This is a genomic window from Parafrankia soli, assembly GCF_001854695.1.
Classification (GTDB): Bacteria; Actinomycetota; Actinomycetes; order Frankiales; family Frankiaceae; genus Parafrankia; species Parafrankia soli.
In genome coordinates this window covers 1-20038 of record NZ_MAXA01000280.1, presented here as the reverse complement: position 1 = coordinate 20038, position 20038 = coordinate 1, and the positions used below count along the sequence as shown (strand labels likewise).

Genomic DNA, 20038 nt, shown 5'->3' with positions numbered 1-20038 from the left:
CAGCCGCAGCGGGGTGGAGCCGCAAGGCAGGTCACGCGGCCGGGTGGTCACGATGCCCTTGACCCGATGCGCGAACACTCCGCAGCCCGGACATGCCCGCGCCGTCTCGTCCACGGTCGCAAGCCATGCCAGCCGTGATCCGTCGGCCTGCCGCTCGACGCGCTGCACCACCAGACCGTCCAGCTCCAACAGCAACGTCGCCGCACTACTATGATCGTTCAAGCCCGTAACCCCGTGGCGTCTGGATTGCGTGAGAACAATCAAGATCGCCCGGGTTGCGGGTCTTTTCATGTCACGACATGCCAGCGTCCCACGCGGGGCATACAAAGCCACGACGAGCCAACATCACGCACGGTCACCAGCCCCGGTCAGGTCACCGTGCCCCACCCCGGTTAACTTCGAAGACCCACCAAAGTCGACGCGGCAGAAACTCGGCTTTCGGTGAGGTCCCAGCTTTCGCTGCGGCGTTGCAGCGTCCAGACGCCGGCCGCCTCTCCGGTGAACTCAGTGACCAGATCGATATCCGGGCCGGTTTTGGAACGGTAGTGGCAGGTCAGGCCCCAGATGAAGACGCGTAGCACAGTGCCCAGGTAGTAGTCGTCATCGAGTCCGGGAGCGCCAACGGCGGCACGGATCTGCTGGCCATGAACCCAGTGCTCGGTGAAATCCCGCCCGATGCCCAGCCATACCGGCACTGGCACGGGTCCCATCCAGGCAACCCGGCCGGTCGGCGCATCCAACTGCATCTGGCCCCAGTACTCGTCCATCAGCGTCGCGGTGAAACCCAGCAGCTCACGTATCACCCGGGGGCTAGGAACCCGAGTGGTCTTCACCCAGCCGTCGTTCTTGGCATGCAGCGCGGCCGGCCACAGAATTCCCCCGGTCGGGGGCGTCCCGCCGTGATCGGTCCTCGGAACCAAAGCGGTCAGCGACGCTCCGACGCGGCGAACGAACGGCCGACGCCGTGCCGAAGCTGCGCCAGGGCTCCCGTATCTCTGAATGGCCATTGGCCCGGCGGTGCCGCGCTGCCACGGTTGTGCTGGGAGGGCCGCCGGATGGTCAGGTGTTGCCGGGCGGGCACTGACGCGGCGCGGGCTGCTCCGCCGCGGGCAGGACGACGTCGTGGGCGGTGGCGGTCAGCGACAGCCCGGACCCGCCCGTCGACGCCTCGACGATGTCGAGATCCAGCGGCAGCTGGCCGACCGGGATCTTGATCGGGGGCAGCAGGCCGCCCACGGGCACGGGGATCGTGGCGTTGATGGCCCCGCGCAGCGTCACCTCACTGGGGACGAGCGTGAGCACGTTGTCACGGACCTCGAAGGTGGTGACGCCCCCGATCTCCTGTGAGCCGAACAGCCACAGGTCGGTGCGCCCGGAGATCTCGATCCGCCGCCCGCCGTCGACCGGGTTCACCTGGAGGGCGCCGGGCAGCCCGGCCAGGTAGGTGTTGAGGTCGGCGTAGTCAAGCCGGACGGTCGCCCGGATGTCGTCAACAGGCACCGCGCCGACCGACCCGGAGATCATGTCCCCGAGCGGCACGTGGATGCCGGACAGCTGCGCCTGCACGGCGGAGATCCGGGGCCCCGGGGTGGCGATTCCCTCGATCGTCACCCCGATCTCCTCGAACTTGCCGAGCAGGATCTGGGTGAGGAAGGGGAAGCCGCCGATGTGCACGTCGCGCACGGTCGGCGCGGGGGCACCGCATTCCAGGCTCTCCGCCACACTGACCTTGATCTGCTTGGCCATCTGGCCCTCGGCGACCGAGACCGCGGCCCGGTCACCCACCACCAGCAGCACGAAGCCGACGGCCGCCGCGACCAGGGCCCACAGCCACCGGCGCCGCCGCCGGCGTGCCGGAGCCGTACCGGCCGACGGGGTCGTCCCGGCCAGCAGCCGATGATCGTCCGGGGCGGATCCGTAGGACATCGTCGGAGGGATCGGCGGGCGGCCGGGCTCGTCGGGCTCGTCGGGCTGGTGGTTCTCCTCCCACCGGTCCGTGCCCCCCGTTCCGCCGGCCGCCGGCCACGCCGGCCGGCCCGACTGGAACGCCCCGGCGGGGGGCGGGGGGGCCGGCTGCCCCGAGCGCGGGCCGGTGGCGGCCGCCGCGCCGGCGCGGTGGTGCAGGTCCATCGTCGGCTGGTCGCCACCCGGCGCTGGCCACTCGCCCGATGCGGGCCACTCGTCGGATGCGGGCCGTGCCCACGGTGAGCGGTGGGCGGGGATGTCGCCCTCGTCCGCGTGCTGGCCCGTCCCGTCACCGCCGTGGTTCACCGGGACATCTCCGCTCCGCTCGGCGTCGGCCAGGCTCAGAGCCTACTGCCGCAGAAGTCGGGGTCCACCACCTCGATGCCCGTGCCCTCGGCGTTGACCCTGACGAAGGCGTAGCACTCGCGGAGGCGCCCGAAATCCTCGCCGAAGTCGGTTCTGGTGATGAGACCGCCAGCGTCATAGTCCTCCACGGCGCGCAGGCCGTCCATGAAGGACTGCCTGCTCGGGCACTCCCCGGCCTCCTCCAGCCCGCGGACGAGCATGTCCGCGACGACGTAGGCGGTCAGGGCGAGGGTCTGGTCCGGGTCGACGAGCTGGGGGGCGTACCGGGCCACCGCCGCCCGGTAGGCGCCGAGAGCCGGGGAGCTGACCTGGAACGGCAGGTAGTTGGCATAGGAGGTGACCCCCCCGAGCCGGGCGCCGTAGGTCTCCAGCAGCTCCGCGCTGACCTCGCGGCCGGTCAGGATGACCTTGAGCGGTACCTCGGCCTCGCCCGCGGCGTCGACGAGCTGAGCGAGCGTCTCGGTGTCCATCGCGGCGACGAGGGTGTCGACGCCGTTGTTCAGCATCCACTCGGCGATCCGGGAGGCGCTCGCCCGTCCCGGCTGGTACTCGGTGACCTGCTCCGCGGGAATCTCGACGCCGGCGGCTCGCAGGCTCACGATCAGCTGGTCGGCGAACTGCACCGAGGTGCTCCCGCCCGCGTAGTCCCGGACGATCACCGCCCGGGTGCCACCGTGCTCACGGACAAACCGGCCGAACGTGTCGACCGACCCCCCGTCGGTGAAGAGGTAGGAGAACGAGAACATGTTCCGGTACCGGGACCACGCTTCCTCCACCGCGAGGCCGACCACGGGCACCCCCGCCTCGGCCAGGTAGGGAGCCCCGCCGGAGGTGGCGGTGCTCGTCTCCAGGACCGCGAAGACCCCCTCCCGTTCCACCAGCTGCCGGCTCATGGTCAGGTTCGTCGACGGGTTGGCCTGGTCGTCGCGCCACACGTAGCTGATCTGGCGCCCGTGCACCCCGCCGGAGGCGTTCGCGAGCCCGAACCGGGCGTCGATGCCGGCCCGCGCCGCGCTGAACGAGCTGGCGAGGCCACCCGAGTCCGGGTACAGCATCCCCACCTTGACCTCGTCCGCGGTGACGCCGGGCGCGACGCAGCCATCCGCGGTGTTCGTAGTGGCGTCGTCGCCCGCACAGCCGACGAGCGACGCCACGGATAATGCGGCCGCCACCGCACACAACACGGATCGAGCGGAGTTCATATCAGCCCCCAACCAAGAATCAATGTTCGTCCCACGCCATGTCGCGACACCGGCCCCGATAACGAGGCACACGGGCGGGACCGCGCGCCTCGGAACCGCGGGCACGACCGCCAGGGATTTTCTGTATTCTGCCGGCATCCGCGTGCGGACACCCGCCATTGCGCCGCAAAAGAAAGTGTCACCCTCCTCGGGCCGATGACGGGCCGGGCGCGAGAACACCTGCCGCACGCCCACCGGACCAAAATCTCGGCTGTTCCTGCACCCTAACAGGAACCGGAACCGGACGGCATCAATGCACCCACCCGGCCGGGGCGGCAACTTCAGGACGATGCCCGCCAATCCCAATAATTGCTGTACAGCAAGTTCCGTATTGCCCGCCGGCTGGCCGGAAATGCTCCGCTCTGCGCCGGCCCCGGGGCGGCCAGGCCGGTCCCGTGATACCACCCGCCACAGCGGGAGTCCTCCGGGCGGCCGGCGCCGGGGCCGCTCCGGCTGTGGGGCGGCCGGGCGGCGGCACCGGCCGCCCCATGGCACCCGCCGGGCTCGCGCGCCCGCCGGGCCCGCCGAACGCGCCGGGCCGGCGGCGACATCGCCGGGATAAGCCGCGCACTCGCCGAGACGGCCGCGTTGAATACCGCCGGCAGGCCAGCCCGGTCTCGACGCGAATTTCTTTCGGCTCCGGATCGACATTCCCGCGTACCGGGGCCGCGGAGCAATCAGGAAGATGCCGGCGAACGGTGGCGGCGAGCGGGCCTATTCCGGCAGCACCGCGCGGGCATGGGCGGCGGGATCAGCCCTCACCTTCCCGGTAGCGAACGCCGAATTTCCGCGTTCAGCACCATCGGTGAACGCGCTGTCACAGGTACAGGGAACGCGCTTCAGCCCTGCTCGCCGACGATCCTGTCCAGGTAGGCCTCGATGTCAGCAGCGCGTTCGCGCAGGTCATCGGCTGTTTCCGGCGCGGTCAGCGCCAGGAACCGGCCCGTTTCGATCGCGTCCGCGACGATCTCGCCCACCGGGTCGGCATCGAGAACCGGGAACCGCGGCCCCCGCGGCGGCTTCGGTTCCCCGAAGAAGGTGACGTTCTCGATGATGTTGGTCGCGACCCCGGCCGGGCACAGGCAGGTGACGCCGATGCCGCGCGGGCGCAGGTAGAGGGCCAGCGACTCCGAGAGCCCGACCACCGCGTGCTTCGTCGCCGTGTAAGGGAGGCGGTCGAACCCGTAGGGCAGCAGCCCCGCCGTCGAGGCGGTGTTGACGACGTGCCCCGAGCCCTGCGCGAGCAGCAGCGGCAGGAAGACGAGGTTGCTGCGCACGACGCCGAGCAGGTTGACGTCGATGACCCGCTGCCACGCCTCGAGCGGGATGTCCTCGACCGCGCCGACGGCCAGGATGCCGACGTTGTTCATGACCACGTCGACCCGCCCGAACCGGGCCAGCGCGAGATCGCGGGCGGCCTCCAGGTCGGCGGCGGCGGTGACGTCGCAGCGCGCCGCGACCGCCGCGTCGCCCAGTTCACCGGCGACGGCGGCGGCGCGGCCGGCGTCGACGTCGGTCACGACCACCCGGGTGCCGCGCCGGGCCAGCGAGTGCGCGGCGGCCCGGCCGATGCCGCTGCCCGCCCCGGTGATCACCGCGACCGCGCCGTCGAGTCTGACAGTCATGGCGTCCCCGCTCATCCGTGTGGCCGGCGCGCCCAGCCAGCTGCCGGCGCGGCGGGCTGGTCTACAGGAAGGCCGGCCACACCGCGGCGGCCGGGTCGGTGCGTTCGAGCACGGCGAGCGTCCGCGGTGAGGCGGGTGCCTTGAGGAAGCCGACCATGCCGTCGAGGAGGTCCGTGACCTGCAGGGCGAAGGGCACCACGGGACGGCCGTGCGCATGGGCGCGCTCCCGGTCGGCGGCGGCGTCGACGATGAACGCCATCGCCTGCGCGACACGACGGGCACGCAGCGGCTCGACGAGGTGGGGCAGGAACCCGCCCAGGCGCTCCTGGAACTCCCGCACCGAGTCGCGGAGCGCCGCCGGCAGGCCCTCGAACACGTCGCTGCGGCCGTACTGCCGCAGCATGTCGACGAAGCACAGGTAGTGGCTGCCGGGCAGCTCGCTGTGCTCCAGCAGGGTGCGCACCTGGCAGTCGAGCAGCGAGCGCAGGTCGTCGGGCCGGTGCTCGGCGATGAGCAGGGTGCGCCGCTCGTGCAGCCAGGGCAGCCTGTACTCGAAGATCGCCTGGACGAGCTGGTCCCGGGAGCCGAAGTGGTACTGCACGGCCGAGTTGTTGCCGTTGCCGGCCGCCGCGCCGATCTGCCGCAGCGAGATCCCGTCCAGGCCGTGCGCGGCGAACAGGCGCTCGGCCGCGCGGACGATCTGCTCCTTCGTCGAAGGGATCACCACCGGCATGCGCCGGATCCAAGCACCGCACCAGAGCGCAAGTCAAGTGCCTTACCGGTAAGACGCCCGACTTCCAGCCTGGTGCTTCGGCGCGCGGGACGCCTGAGGCTGGGCGTCCCGCGCGGCGACGTCGCACGTGACGACGTCACACGTGGGACACCGGCTACGGCTTGCGACCGACCCCGCACGACTCCAGCGGCGCGAGCGGCTCGCCCGGCTCCGGGTCGTGGCGCCAGTACGGCGGCGAGACGATGCCGGGCTCGACGAGCTCGAGGCCGTCGAAGAAGCGGGTGATCTCGGCGACCGAGCGGTAGCGGTAGCCGTAACCGGTACTGCCGACCTTGTTCATGTCCTCGACGGTGACGTCCCTGTTCGCGGCCGGCGTGGTGGTCGTGTCGTCGGAGCCGTCCTCGAGCACCAGGAAGCTGCCCGACGGCAGGGCGCCCACCATGCGCCGGGCGATCGAGTAGGCCTCGTCGAGGTCCGGGATCAGACCCATGATCGACATGAACATGAGCCCGATCGGCCTGGTGAAGTCCAGCGTCTCGGCCGCGAAGGAGAGAATCCGGTCGGGGTCGCGCGCGTCGGCGTCGAGGTAGGTGGTGACGCCCTCCGGGGAACTGGTGAGCAGTGCGCGGGCGTGGGTTAGCACCATCGGGTCGTTGTCGACGTAGACGATCCGCGATTCCGGCGCGACGCGCTGCGCGACCTGGTGGGTGTTGTTCTCGACAGGAAGGCCTGTGCCGACGTCGAGGAACTGCCGTACGCCCTCCTCGGCGACCAGGTGGGTGATGGCGCGCGCCAGGAACGCCCGCGACGCCCGTGCCACGTCGACAATCTGCGGGAAGACCGCGATGGACTCGTCGCCGTGGGCGCGGTCCACGGGGAAGTTGTCCTTGCCACCGAGGAAGTAGTTCCAGACCCGGGCCGAGTGTGGCCGGGTGGTGTCGAAGGTCGGGGGCGGATAGTTGGTCACGGCGCGTGAGCTCCCGTTCGAGGGCCATTTCTGGCGAGGGCCGATGCTGTCTCCGTCGTAATGGCGGAATCGTAGAACCTGTTAGGGCGATCCCACCGACCGGGGAGGGCGACAACACACCGCGAGGGCGCGACCCCCTTCGGAGGCGCGCCCTCGCTGATGGCTCGAAGCGGCGGGATTCCGCTGTTTCAGGGCTCCGCTACTTCGGGGATCAGCTACTTCAGGGAGACGGACGGGTCGATGAACTCGTCGGTGACGACGTCAGCCGCGGTCAGCCCGGCGGCGGGCGCCGTGCCGGCGGCGGTGAGGACGGGCGTCAGCCGGCCGATCAGGTTCTGGACCCGCGCGGTGTCGAAGCTCCCGAACACGCCGTCGGCCCCGTTCGCGACCAGCCCGAGCTCCCGCTGCTTGGTGTTCCCGTCCTCGAGCAGGCCGGTCGACAGCTCGTAGCCCCCGGTGTCCAGCTTCGAGGTGATCTCGATCATAAGATCGTTGGCCGGCTTCGGGTCGGCCTGGTAGTCCACCATCGCCCGCTGGAACAGCGGCACCAGCGCGTCCAGGCACGCCCGGTTCGCCGCCAGCTTGTCCTTGCGGACGGCGAGCACGTTCGAGTACGCCGGGTAGTCGTCCCCGACGAGGACGTACTTCACCGGCTTGGACCACTCCTTGACGTCGTGCTCGAGCCGGTAGGGCTCGTCGGTGACGAACCCGAGCTGGATGAGCTTGCCGTCCTCGGCCACGAACCGGCTGATCTCCCCGTCGTACGAGGTGTCGACCTGCGGACGCTGGAGCAGGCCCGCGCCGATGAGGACGTCCAGATAGGGCTCGTCGCTGGCGAGCACCGTCTTCCCTGACCGGCCGATGTCGGCCAGCGTGGTGAAGTCGAGCGACGGGTCACCCCAGAAGAACATCAGCGGCGACTTGGCGTAGGGGGCGAGGACCGCGACCGACGGATGGTCCGCCGAGTTGCTGATCATTTCGTCCATGTCCAGGTAGCCGAGCAGGATGTCGTCGTCCGTCTCGAACAACGACGACGCCGAGTCGAAGCCCACCGCCGGGCCGCCGGACCGGATCTCGAGGTTCACGCCGGTCGCGCCGAGCGGCCCTGTCACCCGGAACTTGCCCGCGTCGATCTTCGGGTTCGCGCCGAGGAGCTGGTAGGTGGCGCCGTAGTCGACCTCGGGCCACCAGCTCGTCTGGACGACGACGGTGTCCGGGCAGACCCCCTTGAGCGGGGTGGTGTAGCTCGCCCCGGCGGCCGTCCCGCCGGCAACACCGGCGTTCTCGGGCTCGTCCTGGGAGTCGCCGCAGGCGGCCAGGCCGAAGGCCAGCCCCACGGAACAGACCAGGGCCGCCACCGTACGAAGTCTCGTCACGTGTGCTGCTCTCCTCGGCGCAGGAAGGAAGGGAGGTACGCGGGACGCGGACCCAGGAGAGGCGAGTCGCCAGAGTGACAACTGCATGCTGTCTCCGTCACCCCCGATATGGGCGATAGCCTCCCACGTCCGACACGTCCCGCAGCAAGCGCCTCCCGGCTCACGCTCCAGGAACCGGAGAACCGCCAGGGCCCGGCGATGATCGACGTCGGCCCGCCGACCGGGCTGACCACGGTCATGGTCCCGTCCACGGCGGCGGCCCGTTGCACCAGCCCGCGCAGCCCGCTGCCACCGGCCGGAGCGCCCGCCGGCGGGCCGCTCTCTGCCGCCGGCCAGTCGATCCTGTCGGCCGAGCATCTCGACGTCGGTTTCGGCGAGCCCGGCGTTGCCCGCGCGGTGGTCGGCTCGGGGCTGTACCTCGCGGTGATCGGCCTGCTGGGGCTGGGCCGCGACCGCGCTGGTGCGCAACAGCGCCGGCGCGGTCGCGGCCCTGTTCGGGACGCTGTTCGCGCTGCAGATCGTCGTGGGTCTCCTGCCGGAGGACACCGCGGACTCGGTGAACAGGTACCTGCCGGTCCCGGCCGGGTCCGCGCTCACCCTCGCCCGCCGGACGCGTTCTCGCTCGCACCCTGGGCCGGCTTCGGTCTGCTGTGCGGCTCTGTGGCCGTCCTGCTGGCCCTCGCCGCCCGCCGGCTGCGCCGCCGCGACACCTAGGATTCGGACGAGGCCCTGCGATCAGGGGGAAATCCCCACGAACGGGCGTCGCGACAGGATCTCGACGGAAAGGTTCCTAGGTGCCAGACGGGGACGACGGCGGACTCACAGCGCCGGGGCGGCCGGGGGTGGCCAGCCTGGAACGGCCGGGCGTGGCCGGCCCGGCGGCCCGGCCGCGGGGACGGGCGCGGGCGGGCGGTCTCGCCGCCCGGGCCGCACGGACGGTGCTGCCGCCGTTCGCGGTGTTCGCGGCCGTGATCGGCGTCTGGTACGCCGTCACCTACTGGTTCCTCGCCCCCCGCCGCCGGTTCCTGCTCCCGCCGCCGCACGAGGTCGTGTCCGAGGGTTTCCTGGACCGCCGCACCGCCGACGAGATCCTCACCGCGCTCGGCGGGACGGCGCAGGTCGCGCTCACCGGCCTCGCGATCGCCGCGGGCATCGGAATCCTCTCGGCGATTCTCATGTCACAGGCCCGCTGGATCGAGAACTCGTTCTACCCCTGGGCGATCCTTCTGCAGACGATCCCGATCCTGGCCATCGTCCCGCTGATCGGATTCTGGCTCGGCTACGGATTCTGGTCTCGGACGGTGGTCTGCGTCGTGATCTCGATGTTCCCAATGATCACCAACACGCTGTTCGGCATCCAGTCCGTCGACGCCGGCCATCACGACCTGTTCACGCTTCGCCGGGTCGGGCGGTGGCGCCGGCTGCTCCGCCTCGAGCTCCCGAGCGCGCTGCCCGCGATCTTCGTCGGCCTGCGCATCTCGGCCGGCCTCGCGGTGATCGGCGCGATCGTCGGCGACTTCTTCTTCCGCCGCGGCGACGTCGGGATCGGCGCGCTCATCGACAACTACACCCGCGACCTGTCCTCCGGCCCGCTGTTCGCCGCGATCATCGTCTCGGCGCTGTTCGGCCTGGTGGTGTTCTGGTTCTTCGGCCTGGCCGCCCGTCTGGTCGTCGGCCCGTGGCACGACTCCGCCCGCGGCTAACGCCGCACGCCCGGTGCGGCCGGTAGGCCCGGAGCGGGCGTCGGGCCAGGATCCGTGGCCTCCAACCAGTACCGCCGGCGCTGGAAGGCATAGGTGGGCAGGTCGATCCGCCGGGCGCCGGTACCCGCGAAGAACGCCCGCCAGTCGACGGCCTGCCCCCACTCGTACAGCGTGGCGGACGCCTCGGTGACGGCGCGGATCTCGGCGCGACCGGGCGGCAGCAGCACCCACGACCTCACGCCGCGCGGGATGTCGACGCCGGCCTCGTCGCGACCCACGACCAGCACGTTCGCGGTGCCCGGGGGAACGCGGCACCCGGGCGACGCGCTGCGGGCACCCGCCGCCAGCAGTGCCCGCAGGTCGTCCAGCGACAGCGCGCCCCGCACGTACGCGGCCGCGGCCTCGCCCGCACCGTGCCCGACGACGGCGTCGGGCCGCACACCCCAGGACTCCAACAGCCGGCACAGCGCCACCTGTAGCGCCACCTGTGGTGCCGTCTGAAGAGCCGCCCCCGTGAGAGCCCCGCGGAGAGTCGCCCACTCCGCGCCGAAGGCCGGGAACGCGTCCGCCAGCGCGCGGCCGGTGCCGAGCCCCCACCCGCCCCCGCCGGGCAGCACGAGCACCAGCCCGGCTCCGGCGCGGCCGTCCAGGGCAGCGTCAGTGCTCTCCGGCGGGCCGGCGGCCAGAACGGTCAGGCCGCGCAGGAACTCCGCGCGGTCGTCGGCGACCAGCACCGCCCGGTGCGCGAAGGCGCTGCGGCCGGTCGCGAGCGAGAACCCGACGTCGGCCGGGAGGAGATCGGCCCGCTCGGTCACCAGGTCGAGCAGGCGCCGGGCCTGGGCCCGCAGCGCGGGCGCGGACCGGGCCGACAGCGGCCACGGCACCACCAGCCGGTCCACCGCGCGACCGGCCGTCCCATCCCCGGCTGCCGCGTCGGCGGGCGGCGGCTGATCCTGCTCGAGGATCACGTGCGCCAGTGTGCCGTTGGCGCCGAACGAGGAGACCCCCACCCGGCGGGGCCGGCCGGCGGTGTCCGGCCAGGGCACCGCTTCGGTCAGCAGCGCCACCGCGCCCTCGGACCAGTCCGCGTGCGGGGTCGGGGCGTCGACGTGCACGGTGCGCGGCAGGACGCCGTGCCGCATGGCCATCGCCATCTTGATGACGGCACCGGCGCCGCCGGCGGCCTGGGTGTGGCCCAGGTTCGACTTCAACGACCCCAGCCACAGCGGCCGGCCGGCGGGCCGTCCGCGCCCGTAGGTGGCCAGCAGGGCCGCCAGCTCGATCGGGTCGCCGACCGGGGTTCCCGTGCCATGGCCCTCGACCGCGTCGACGTCCGCCGCAGCGAGGCCGGCGTCAGCCAGCGCCCGGACGATCAGCCGCTCCTGCGAGGCGCTGCTGGGCGCGGTGAAGCCGTTGGTCGCGCCGCTCTGCTCGACGGCGCTGCCGCGCACCACCGCCAGCACCGGATGGCCGTTGCGCCGGGCGTCCCCGAGCCGTTCCACCAGCAGCACACCCACCCCCTCGGAGATGCCGGTGCCGTCAGCCGCGGCGGCGAAGGACTTGCAGCGGCTGTCCGGGGCCAGGCCCTGCCCGTGCCGGGTCGTCTCCTCCCACAGCTCGGGGGTGGCCAGCACCGAAACCCCGCCGACCAGGGCGAGCGAGCACTCGCCGCGCCGCAGGGCCTGACCGGCCAGATGCAGACCGACCAGCGAGGACGCGCACGCGGCGTCCAGCGTCACACACGGCCCCTCGAGACCGAGCGTGTAGGAGACCCGCCCGGACGCGATGCTGCCCGCGCTGCCGAAGTAGGCGTAGCCGTCGATGCCCGGGGGCGGTGGGCGCAGCCGGTACCCGTAGTCGTGGAAGATCACACCGAAGTACACGCCGGTGCGGCTGCCCCGCGCCGACCGCGGGTCTATCCCGGCGTGCTCGAAGGCCTCCCACGAGGTCTCCAGCAGCAGCCGCTGCTGCGGGTCGGTGGCCAGCGCCTCGTTCTCCGACATCCCGAAGAACTCCGGGTCGAAGTCGGCCGCGTCGTGCAGGAACCCGCCCCCGAAGCAGGTGAGGGCCGAGATGTCCCAGCCCCGGTCGGTCGGGAACGGGGTGATGGCGTCGCCGCCGCCGGCGACGAACCGCCACAGCTCGTCGGGTGAGCGCACCCCGCCCGGGAAACGGCAGGCCATCCCGATGACCGCGATCGGCTCACCGGCCTGCGCGATCAGCCCCCGCAGCCGCTCGTTCTCCTTCATCGCCGCGCGCAGCGCCTCGACGAGGCGGTCGGGGGGGACAGTCACCAGGGCCTCCGGCGGTCCGTGTCGGGCTCGGGGTCGGGGTCGGGGTCGGGGCGGTGGTCAGGTGCCCTCGCCGAGGGCCAGCCGGACCAGTGTCTCGGCGTCCATCTCGTCGAACGCGCTGGCCGGCTCGCCGCCGCCGGGCGCGGCCGGCGGTTCCGGGTCGGGCGGTCCCGCGGACGCGGGCGCAGGCGCGGGCGCGGGCGCGGGCGCGGGCGCAGCGGCGGGTGGACCCGCGGCGGCCGGAGCCACCTCCGGGAACAGCTGGTCGCGGAGGTGGCCGGCGATGGCCTCGGGTGTCGGGAAGTCGAAGACGAGCATCGGCCGCAGGCGCAACCCGGTCGCCGCGGTCAGCCGGTTGCGGAACTGCACCGAGGCGAGCGAGTCGAAACCGAGCTCCCGGAACGGCCGGTCCGGTGCCACCTCCGCCGCGGACGTGTGTCCCAGCGCCGCGGCGGCGGTGGCGCACACGACGTCGAGCAGGGCCCGGTCCCGTTCCGGGCCGCTGGCCCCCGCCAGCCGCCGCGCCAGCGTCTCGACCGGATCATCGGCCGCGCCGTCGACCGACCGCCGGGCCGGGTGGCGGACCAGGCCGCGCAGCAGCGGCGGGACGGCCCCCGCCCGCGGTGCCCGCGGGTCGAGCCGCATGGGCAGCAGCACGGGGCGGTCCGCGGTGAGCGCGGCGTCGAACAGCGCCATGCCGGCCGCGGCGGAGATCGGCCGCAGCCCGTTGGCGGCCATCCGCTGGTCGAGCGCGGCGGCGTCGAGGTGCCCGGCCAGGGCGCTGCGCGGGGCCCAGTACCCCCAGCCGAGGGCGAGCGCGGGCAGGCCGGCTGCCCGCCGGTGGTGCGCCAGGGCGTCGAGGAAGGTGTTGGCGGCCGCGTAGTTCGCCTGCCCCGCGCTGCCGAACGCGGCCGCGGACGAGGAGAACAGAACGAAGGCGGCCAGGTCGTCGCCCCGGGTGAGCTCGTGCAGGTGCAGGGCGGCGTCCATCTTGGGTCGCAGCACGGTGTCGAGGCGTTCCGGGGTCATCGCGGAGAACACCCCGTCGTCGAGGGTGCCGGCGGCGTGCACGACCGCCGTCAGGGGATGCGCCGCGGGGATCGCGGCGAGCACGCCGGTCAGCGCGGCGCGGTCGGCGACGTCGCAGGCCGCCACCGTCACCCGCGCGCCCAGGGCGGTCAGATCGTCGGTCAGCTCCGCGACGCCGGGCGAACCGGCTCCGCCGCGGCTGACCAGCAGCAGGTTGCGGATCCCGTAGCCGGTGACCAGGTGCCGGGCGACCAGCCCGCCCAGCGTGCCGGTGCCACCGGTGATCAGCACCGTCCCGTCCGGCCGCCACCGTGCCCGGCCGGCGTCGACACCGGCGCCGGCGACCGGCGCGCGGACCAGGCGTTGACCCAGGACGGCGCCCTCGCGCAGGGCGACCCGCGGCTCGCCGCAGGCGACCGCGGCCGGCAGGGCCCGCTCCGACGCCGGCGTCCCGTCGACGTCCACGAGCAGGAACCGGTCCGGGTTCTCCGCCGCCGCCGAGCCGAGCAGGCCCCACACCGCGGCGTCGGCGAGGCTGGTGACGTCGTCGTGCGCGCCGACCGCCACCGCCCCCCGGGTGACCACGACCAGCCGGGCGGCGGCGAACCGGTCGTCACGCAGCCATTCCTGCGCCAGGGCGAGCACCGAGCGCAGGGCGGTTCGCGCGGCCGCCGCGAGATCCGGGCCGGCCGCGGCCGAGTCGCTGGTCACCAGCACGACCTCGGGGATGGCCGGCAGGGCCGCGGCCGCCGCCAGGTCCGGGCAGGCCGGGGCGTGGACGCCGGCCAGCGCGAGGGCCGTGCGCAGCCCGAGCGGGTCCGGCCCGAGCACCGCCCAGCCCGGCGCGCCGGCACCCAAGGCCCGTGCGGGGGCCACCGGCACCCAGTCGAGGGCGAACATCGCGTCCGCCGCCGAGGCGCGCAGCGCACGCAGCCGGGCGGCGGCCAGCGGCCGGAGGCCGGTCGAGCCGTAGGCCGCGACCGCCGCGCCGGTGTGGTCGGCCAGCTCCACCGAGACCGCGCCGGCGCCCGCCGGGCCGACACGCACCCGCACCGCCCGCGCGCCGGTGGCATACAGCCGCACGCCCCGGTAGCCGCCGTCGACCGCCACCACCGGCTCCGACACCGCGGGCGGCTCCACGCCGAGCACGGCGGGCTGCTCCGCGGGCGGCTCGGCGCCGGCTGCCGGGAGCCGTCCCCACAGGGCCAGGTGGCCGGCCGCCTCGAGCAGCACCGGGTGCAGGCCGAACCCGGCCACCTCGTGCTCGCCGTCCAGGACGGCCTCGGCGAACAGCTCCGTCCCCGCCTGCCAGGCCCTGGTCAGCCGCGGGCCGTCCGGCCCGTGGCCGTGACCGGCGGCGAGCAGCTCACCGTACAGCCGGTCGACGTCCACCGGAACCGCGCCGGGCGGCGGCCACGCCCGCGGGTCGGGTACGGACGCGGCCGGGTCGGCGGTGCCCGCCAGCGTCGCGGTGGCGTGCGCGGTCCAGGGCGCGTCCGCCGGGGCCCCGTCGGGACGGGCATGCACCGTCAGCGCGCGGTTCCCGGTGCCGTCCGGTGCTCCGGCGTGCAGCTGGAGCCGGAGCGCCCCACTCTCCGGCAGCACCGGCGGCCCGGTCAGGGCCAGGTCGGTCACCTCCGGGCAGCCGACCTCGTCGCCCGCTTGGATGGCCAGCTCCAGCAGCACCCCGTCCGGCACGACCGGGACGCCGGCCACGGTCCGGCCGGCCAGCCACGGCTGCGCGGCCGGGCTGATCCGGGCCGTCAGCAGCAGGCCCCCGTCGGCCATCGGGACGGCGGCGGTGACCAGCGGGTGAGCCGGGCCGTCGCGGCCCGGCGCGGCGACGGCGTCGGCCGGGCGGGCCGGTGCCGGCCGTGGCCAGAACCGCCGGCGCTGGAAGGCGTAGGTGGGCAGGTCGGCCGGGTGGGCGCCGGTGCCCGCGAACGCCTCCCGCCAGTCGACACCGACCCCGTGGACGTGCACCTCGGCCAGCGCGGCCAGCAGGCGGTCGGCACCCCCGCGGCCACGCTGGAGCGTGCTGACGACCACGGCGTCCCGGCCGGCGTCGTGCGCCGTCTCGGCCAGCCCGAATCCCACCACCGGATGCGGGCTGACCTCGACGAAGGTGTCGAATCCGGCGGCCAGCAGCGCCCGCGCGGCGCCGTCGAGCAGGACCGGTTCCCGGGTGTTGGAGTACCAGTACTCGGCGTCCAGCGCCGCGGCGTCCAGCGGCCCCCCGGTCACCGTCGAGTAGACCGGGATCCGGGCGGGGGTGGGAGCCAGTGGGCGCAGGATCTCCATCAGCTCGGGACGGATGCCGTCCACCTGCGCGCAGTGCGTCGCGACCGACGCCGCGACCAGCCGGGCGCGGACACCCTCGGCGGTGAGCTCGGCGACCAGGTCGTCCAGTGCGCCGGTCTCGCCGGCGACGGTGACCTGCCGCGGCCCGTTGATCCCGCCGACGGCGAGCCGACCGCCGAAGCGGTCGAGCCGGGCGGCGACGTCCGCGGGCGGCAGCCCGACCGACGCCAGCGCGCCCCGGCCGAGCAGGCGGGTGGCCAGCAGCCTGCTGCGCAGCGCGATGATCCGGGCCGCGTCGGCCAGGGAGAGAGCACCGGCGACGTGCGCGGCGGCGACCTCCCCCTGGCTGGTGCCGACCACCGCGGCCGGCGTCACCCCGTGGGCGCGCCAGGCCGCGGCCAGCGACACCATCATCGACATCAGCGCGGGCTGGATCACCTCGATGGCCTCCAGCGGCGGCGCGTCACCGGCCCCGCGGATCACGTCCAGCAGGGACCAGTCGAGGTAGGGCTCGAACGCCGCGGCGCACTCGGTCATCCGCTCGCGGAACGGCGGGCACGACTCCAGCAGCTCCCGGCCCATGCCGGACCACTGTGATCCCTGCCCGGGGAAGACGAACACCACGCGCGGGTCGGGAACGGCCACGCCGCGCACGACGAGGCCGCCCGGCCGGCCGACGCCCGCGGGGGCCATGCCGTCGACGGGGGCCGTCCCGGCAGCGGGGGCGGTCCCGTCGGCGGGATCCTGGTCGCCGACGAGCTCCACGAGGCCGGCCCGCAGCTCGTCGCGGTCGGCGCCGACCACGACCGCGCGGTGGTCGAAGGCGGCCCGGGTCGCCGCGGTGGCCAGCGCGACGTCCGCGGCGGCCGGGCCGGGACGGTCGTCGAGGTGGGCGGCCAGCCGGCGGGCCTGGGCGCGCAGCCCCTCCGTGGTGCGCGCCGACACCAGCAGCGGCACCGGCCGCGGCGACGACGCCGGTGACGACGCCGGCCCGACCCGCGGCTCCTCGGTGGCGGGGGCCTCGCGGAGGATCACGTGCGCGTTCGTGCCGCTGATGCCGAACGCGGAGACCGCGGCCCGCCGCGGCCCACGCTCGCCGGCCCGCTCCCGCCCCGCCGGGGCGCCGTCCGGGAGCGGGCGGGCCGGCCACGCGACCTCCTCGGTCAGCAGCCGGACGCCGGACCCGTCCCAGTCGACCTGCGGGGTGGGCTCGTCGGCGTGCAGGGTGCGCGGCAGCACCCCGTGCCGCATGGCCAGCACCATCTTGATCACACCGGCCACGCCGGCCGCCGCCTGGGTGTGCCCGATGTTGGACTTCAGCGACCCCAGCCACAGCGGCCGACCGGCCGGCCGGTCGCGGCCGTACGCGGCGATGAGGGCCTGCGCCTCGATGGGGTCGCCGAGCTTCGTCCCGGTGCCGTGCGCCTCCACCGCGTCCACCTCGGACGGCGACAGCCCGGCGACGGCGAGCGCCTGGCGGATCACCCGCTGCTGCGCCGGGCCGTTCGGCGCGCTCAGCCCGTTCGACGCGCCGTCCGAGTTGACCGCCGTGCCCTCGACGACGGCGAGCACCGGACGGCCCGCCCGGCGGGCGTCGGAGAGCCGTTCGAGGACCAGCAGGCCGACGCCCTCGGAGAGGCCGGTGCCGTCGCCGCCCGCACCGAAGGCCCGGCAGCGGCCGTCCGGTGACAGCGCGCGCTGGCGGCTGAACTCGACGTACATCAGCGGGGAGGACATCACGACCGCGCCGCCGGCCAGCGCCAGCGAGCACTCCCCCCGCCGCAGCGCCTGGACGGCCTGGTGCAGGGCCACCAGCGACGACGAGCAGGCCGTGTCGACGGTCACCGCCGGCCCCTGCAACCCCAGGGTGTAGGAGATGCGCCCGGACATGACGCTCGCCGCGTTGCCGATGCCGATGTAGCCCTCCGTCTCCGCCCCGGCGGCCAGCGCGCGCGGGCCGTAGTCCTGGACGTTCGTGCCGACGAACACCCCGCCCGGAGTGCCGCGCAGCGTCGACGGGTCGATGCCCGCGCGTTCCACCGCCTCCCACGACAGCTCCAGCAGCAGCCGCTGCTGGGGGTCCATCGCCAGGGCCTCGCGGGGGTTGATGCCGAAGAACTCGGCGTCGAAGTCGGCGACCCCGGCCAGGAAGCCGCCGTGGCGCACATAGGAGGTGCCGGACCGCTCCGGGTCGGGATCGTGCAGGGCGTCGAGATCCCAGCCCCGGTCGGCCGGGAACCCGCCGATCGCGTCCCGGCCCTCGGCCAGCAGCCGCCACAGGTCCTCCGGGGAGTCGACGCCACCGGGCAGCCGGCAGGCCATGGCCACGATCGCCACCGGCTCGGCGCCCAGCAGGTCGTGCTCACCGCCGTGCCCGCTCCGGTCGCGGGACGCCACAGCGCCCGGGACGCCGGCGGCGGGCGCGTCGTCCGCGTCGCCGCCGGTGATCTCCACCCGCAGGAACTCCGCCAGCGCCAACGGGGTCGGGTAGTCGAACACCAGCGTGGACGGCAGCCGCAGGCCGAGCGCCGCGCCGAGCCCGTTACGCAGGTCGACGGAGGTCAGCGAGTCGAAGCCGAGGTCACGGAAGGCCCGGTGCGCCTCCACGGCGGTGGCGTCGGAGTGCCCCAGCACGGCCGCTGCCCGGGTGCGGACCGTCTCGACCAGGGCCCGGTCCCGCTCGGCCGGAGGCAGCGCGGCGAGTCTCCGGGCCAGCGGCGAGCCGGTTCCGGACCCGGCCGGGGATGCGTCGCCGTCCGCGACGCCGTCCGCGACACCGGACGTCCGGGCCTCACCAGCAGCCTCGGCGTCCTCGGCGAGCGTGTCGAACAGCGGGCGGCGGCCCGCCGAGGTGAAGACCGGGATGAACCGCGTCCAGTCGATCTCCGCCACGACGGTGTGGGTCTCGTCGTGGTCCAGCACCTGCCGCAGGGCCTCGAGGGCGCGGTCCGGCTCGAGGTAGCCGAGCCCCCGTGCCCGCTGCCGCCGCACGCCGGGGTCCTCGGCTGCCGCGGCGCCGGGGCTGCCGCTCTCCGCCAGCGGGCGCCACAGCCCCCAGGCGATCGAGGTGGCCGGCAGGCCGCGGGCACGCCGCCGCACGGCCAGGGCGTCCAGGTGGGCGTTGGCCGCGGCGTAGGCGGCGTGGTCGGCGCCGCCCCACACGCCGACGACCGACGAGAAGAGCACGAACGCGTCGAGGTCGTCGGTGGGGAACAGCTCGTCGAGCCAGTCGGCCGCGGTGGCCTTGGCGGCGATCGCGCCGGCCAGGTCGGTGACCGAGGTGTCGGCCAGCGGGCGCAGCCCGAGCAGCGCGGCGGTGTGCACGACGGCGCGGATCCCCTCGCCGTCGGTGGCCTGCCCGCGGACGACCGCGGCCAACGCCTCCCGGTCCGCGAGGTCACAGGTGGCCACGGTCAGCCGGACGTCCCCGGTGAACGCGCCGTGGCGCAGCGCCGCGATGTCGGGATCGTCCGCGCGGTGCGATCCGGCGAGCACGACGTGCCCGGCTCCCCGCTCGGCCAGCCATCCGGCCAGGTGGGGGCCGAGCGGTCCGGTGCTGGTGACCAGCACGGTTCCGCGGGGCCGCCAGCGCCGGGCGGGTTCGACCCCGCCGAGCGGCGCGCGCAGCAGCCGACGGGCGAAGGCCGTGCCCGCCCGGATCGCGACCTGGTCCTCGTCGGTCGCGCCACGCAGAACCGCTGCCAGCCGGCGCCGGGCGGACCCGTCCAGCGTGTCGGGCAGGTCGACGAGGCCGCCCCAGCGGGACGGGTGCTCCAGCGCGGCCACCCGCCCCAGCCCCCAGATCTGCGCCTGCGCCGGGTCGGTCACCGGGTCACCGCCGCCGACGGACACGGCACCGCGGGTGAGGCACCACAGCGGCGCGCCGATCCCCGCGTCGCCCAGGGCCTGGACGAGTAGCAGGGTGGCTGTGGCACCAACCGTGCCCACGGCACCGTCAGCACCGTCGGGGTGTGCCGTGCCGGTCAGCGCGAGCAGCGACAGCACGCCCCGCGGGTCGCTCTCCCCGGCGCCGGTCACGGCTCGCAGGCGCCCGGCGAGGCCCTCCCGGGTGAGCTCGGCGGGGCCGACCGGGACGCTGACGATCTCCGCGCCGTCCTCGGCCAGGACGCGCACGGCGTCGGCAGCGAGCGGCGGTACGCCATCGGCGGCCGGGAACGGCGTGACCACCAGCCATCGGCCGGTAGCGGCCGCCGGGGCGGCCCGCGGCGGCTCCGGACCGAGCGGATGCCAACCGACGCGGTACCGCAGCCCGTCAAGATCCGTCCCACCGGCCGCGCCACCGCCGGATGCGGCACCGCCGGCCGGGCGGCCGTCGCCCAGCAGCCAGTAGCGCTGGTGCTGGAAGGGGTAGGTCGGCAGGTCCACCTGCCGGCCGCCGGCCACCAGCGGGTCCCAGTCCACCGGAACACCGCGCACC

General features: G+C 74.4%; 11 protein-coding genes and 1 pseudogene. 2 read left to right on the top strand and 10 right to left on the bottom strand.

The features are described 5' to 3' along the window. From BBK14_RS33600 to BBK14_RS33565, 8 genes and pseudogenes are all read right to left on the bottom strand, one after another. Window positions 1-222 (bottom strand): annotated as a pseudogene (locus BBK14_RS33600) (hypothetical protein); the annotation flags it as partial. Window positions 223-392: 170 nt separating this feature from the next. Further along, window positions 393-833, bottom strand: coding sequence for a hypothetical protein (locus tag BBK14_RS33595; RefSeq protein ID WP_131802489.1), 441 nt, complete (start codon window positions 831-833; stop codon window positions 393-395). A gap of 226 nt (window positions 834-1059) precedes the next feature. Next, a complete protein-coding gene (locus BBK14_RS33590; RefSeq protein ID WP_071067155.1) occupies window positions 1060-2271 on the bottom strand; it encodes an LmeA family phospholipid-binding protein in 1212 nt (403 codons plus the stop codon). 35 nt (window positions 2272-2306) lie between these two features. Continuing rightward, complete coding sequence (locus BBK14_RS33585; RefSeq protein ID WP_083391426.1) at window positions 2307-3503, bottom strand: ABC transporter substrate-binding protein; 1197 nt, start codon at window positions 3501-3503, stop codon at window positions 2307-2309. Window positions 3504-4411: 908 nt separating this feature from the next. Further along, window positions 4412-5197 (bottom strand): SDR family oxidoreductase, encoded by a 786-nt coding sequence (locus BBK14_RS33580; RefSeq protein WP_071067153.1) that lies wholly within the window; start codon window positions 5195-5197, stop codon window positions 4412-4414. Between the two features lie 61 nt (window positions 5198-5258). Further along, window positions 5259-5930: a TetR/AcrR family transcriptional regulator gene (locus BBK14_RS33575; RefSeq protein WP_071067152.1), complete on the bottom strand. Its 672-nt coding sequence runs from the start codon at window positions 5928-5930 to the stop codon at window positions 5259-5261. 154 nt (window positions 5931-6084) lie between these two features. Next, window positions 6085-6897, bottom strand: coding sequence for an SAM-dependent methyltransferase (locus BBK14_RS33570; protein ID WP_071067151.1), 813 nt, complete (start codon window positions 6895-6897; stop codon window positions 6085-6087). 215 nt (window positions 6898-7112) lie between these two features. Next, entirely contained in the window at window positions 7113-8255 is a 1143-nt protein-coding gene (locus BBK14_RS33565; RefSeq protein ID WP_071067150.1) for a hypothetical protein, read from the bottom strand. A 216-nt stretch (window positions 8256-8471) separates the two neighbouring features. Here BBK14_RS33565 and BBK14_RS37940 point away from each other — a divergent pair, with 216 nt between their 5' ends. Continuing rightward, the gene (locus BBK14_RS37940; protein WP_071067149.1) at window positions 8472-8987 is read left to right on the top strand and encodes a hypothetical protein; all 516 of its coding nucleotides are present in this window, start codon (window positions 8472-8474) and stop codon (window positions 8985-8987) included. Window positions 8988-9067: 80 nt separating this feature from the next. After that, complete coding sequence (locus BBK14_RS33555; protein ID WP_116430210.1) at window positions 9068-9976, top strand: ABC transporter permease; 909 nt, start codon at window positions 9068-9070, stop codon at window positions 9974-9976. On the opposite strand, the gene BBK14_RS33550 is transcribed toward BBK14_RS33555, so the two are convergent. Next, the gene (locus BBK14_RS33550; protein ID WP_071067148.1) at window positions 9973-12270 is read right to left on the bottom strand and encodes a type I polyketide synthase; all 2298 of its coding nucleotides are present in this window, start codon (window positions 12268-12270) and stop codon (window positions 9973-9975) included. The two genes, BBK14_RS33555 and BBK14_RS33550, sit on opposite strands and share 4 nt — an antisense overlap. A gap of 57 nt (window positions 12271-12327) precedes the next feature. Next, window positions 12328-20038, bottom strand: a 7711-nt coding sequence (locus BBK14_RS33545; protein ID WP_071067147.1) for a type I polyketide synthase, incomplete at its 5' end; no start/stop codon positions are given.

Excerpts from the sequence above, each read along its gene's own strand:
- BBK14_RS37940 (WP_071067149.1), top strand. The coding sequence starts at position 8,472 with ATGATCGACGTCGGCCCGCCGACCGGGCTGACCACGGTCATGGTCCCG.
- BBK14_RS33580 (WP_071067153.1), bottom strand. The coding sequence starts at position 5,197 with ATGACTGTCAGACTCGACGGCGCGGTCGCGGTGATCACCGGGGCGGGC.
- BBK14_RS33575 (WP_071067152.1), bottom strand. The coding sequence starts at position 5,930 with ATGCCGGTGGTGATCCCTTCGACGAAGGAGCAGATCGTCCGCGCGGCC.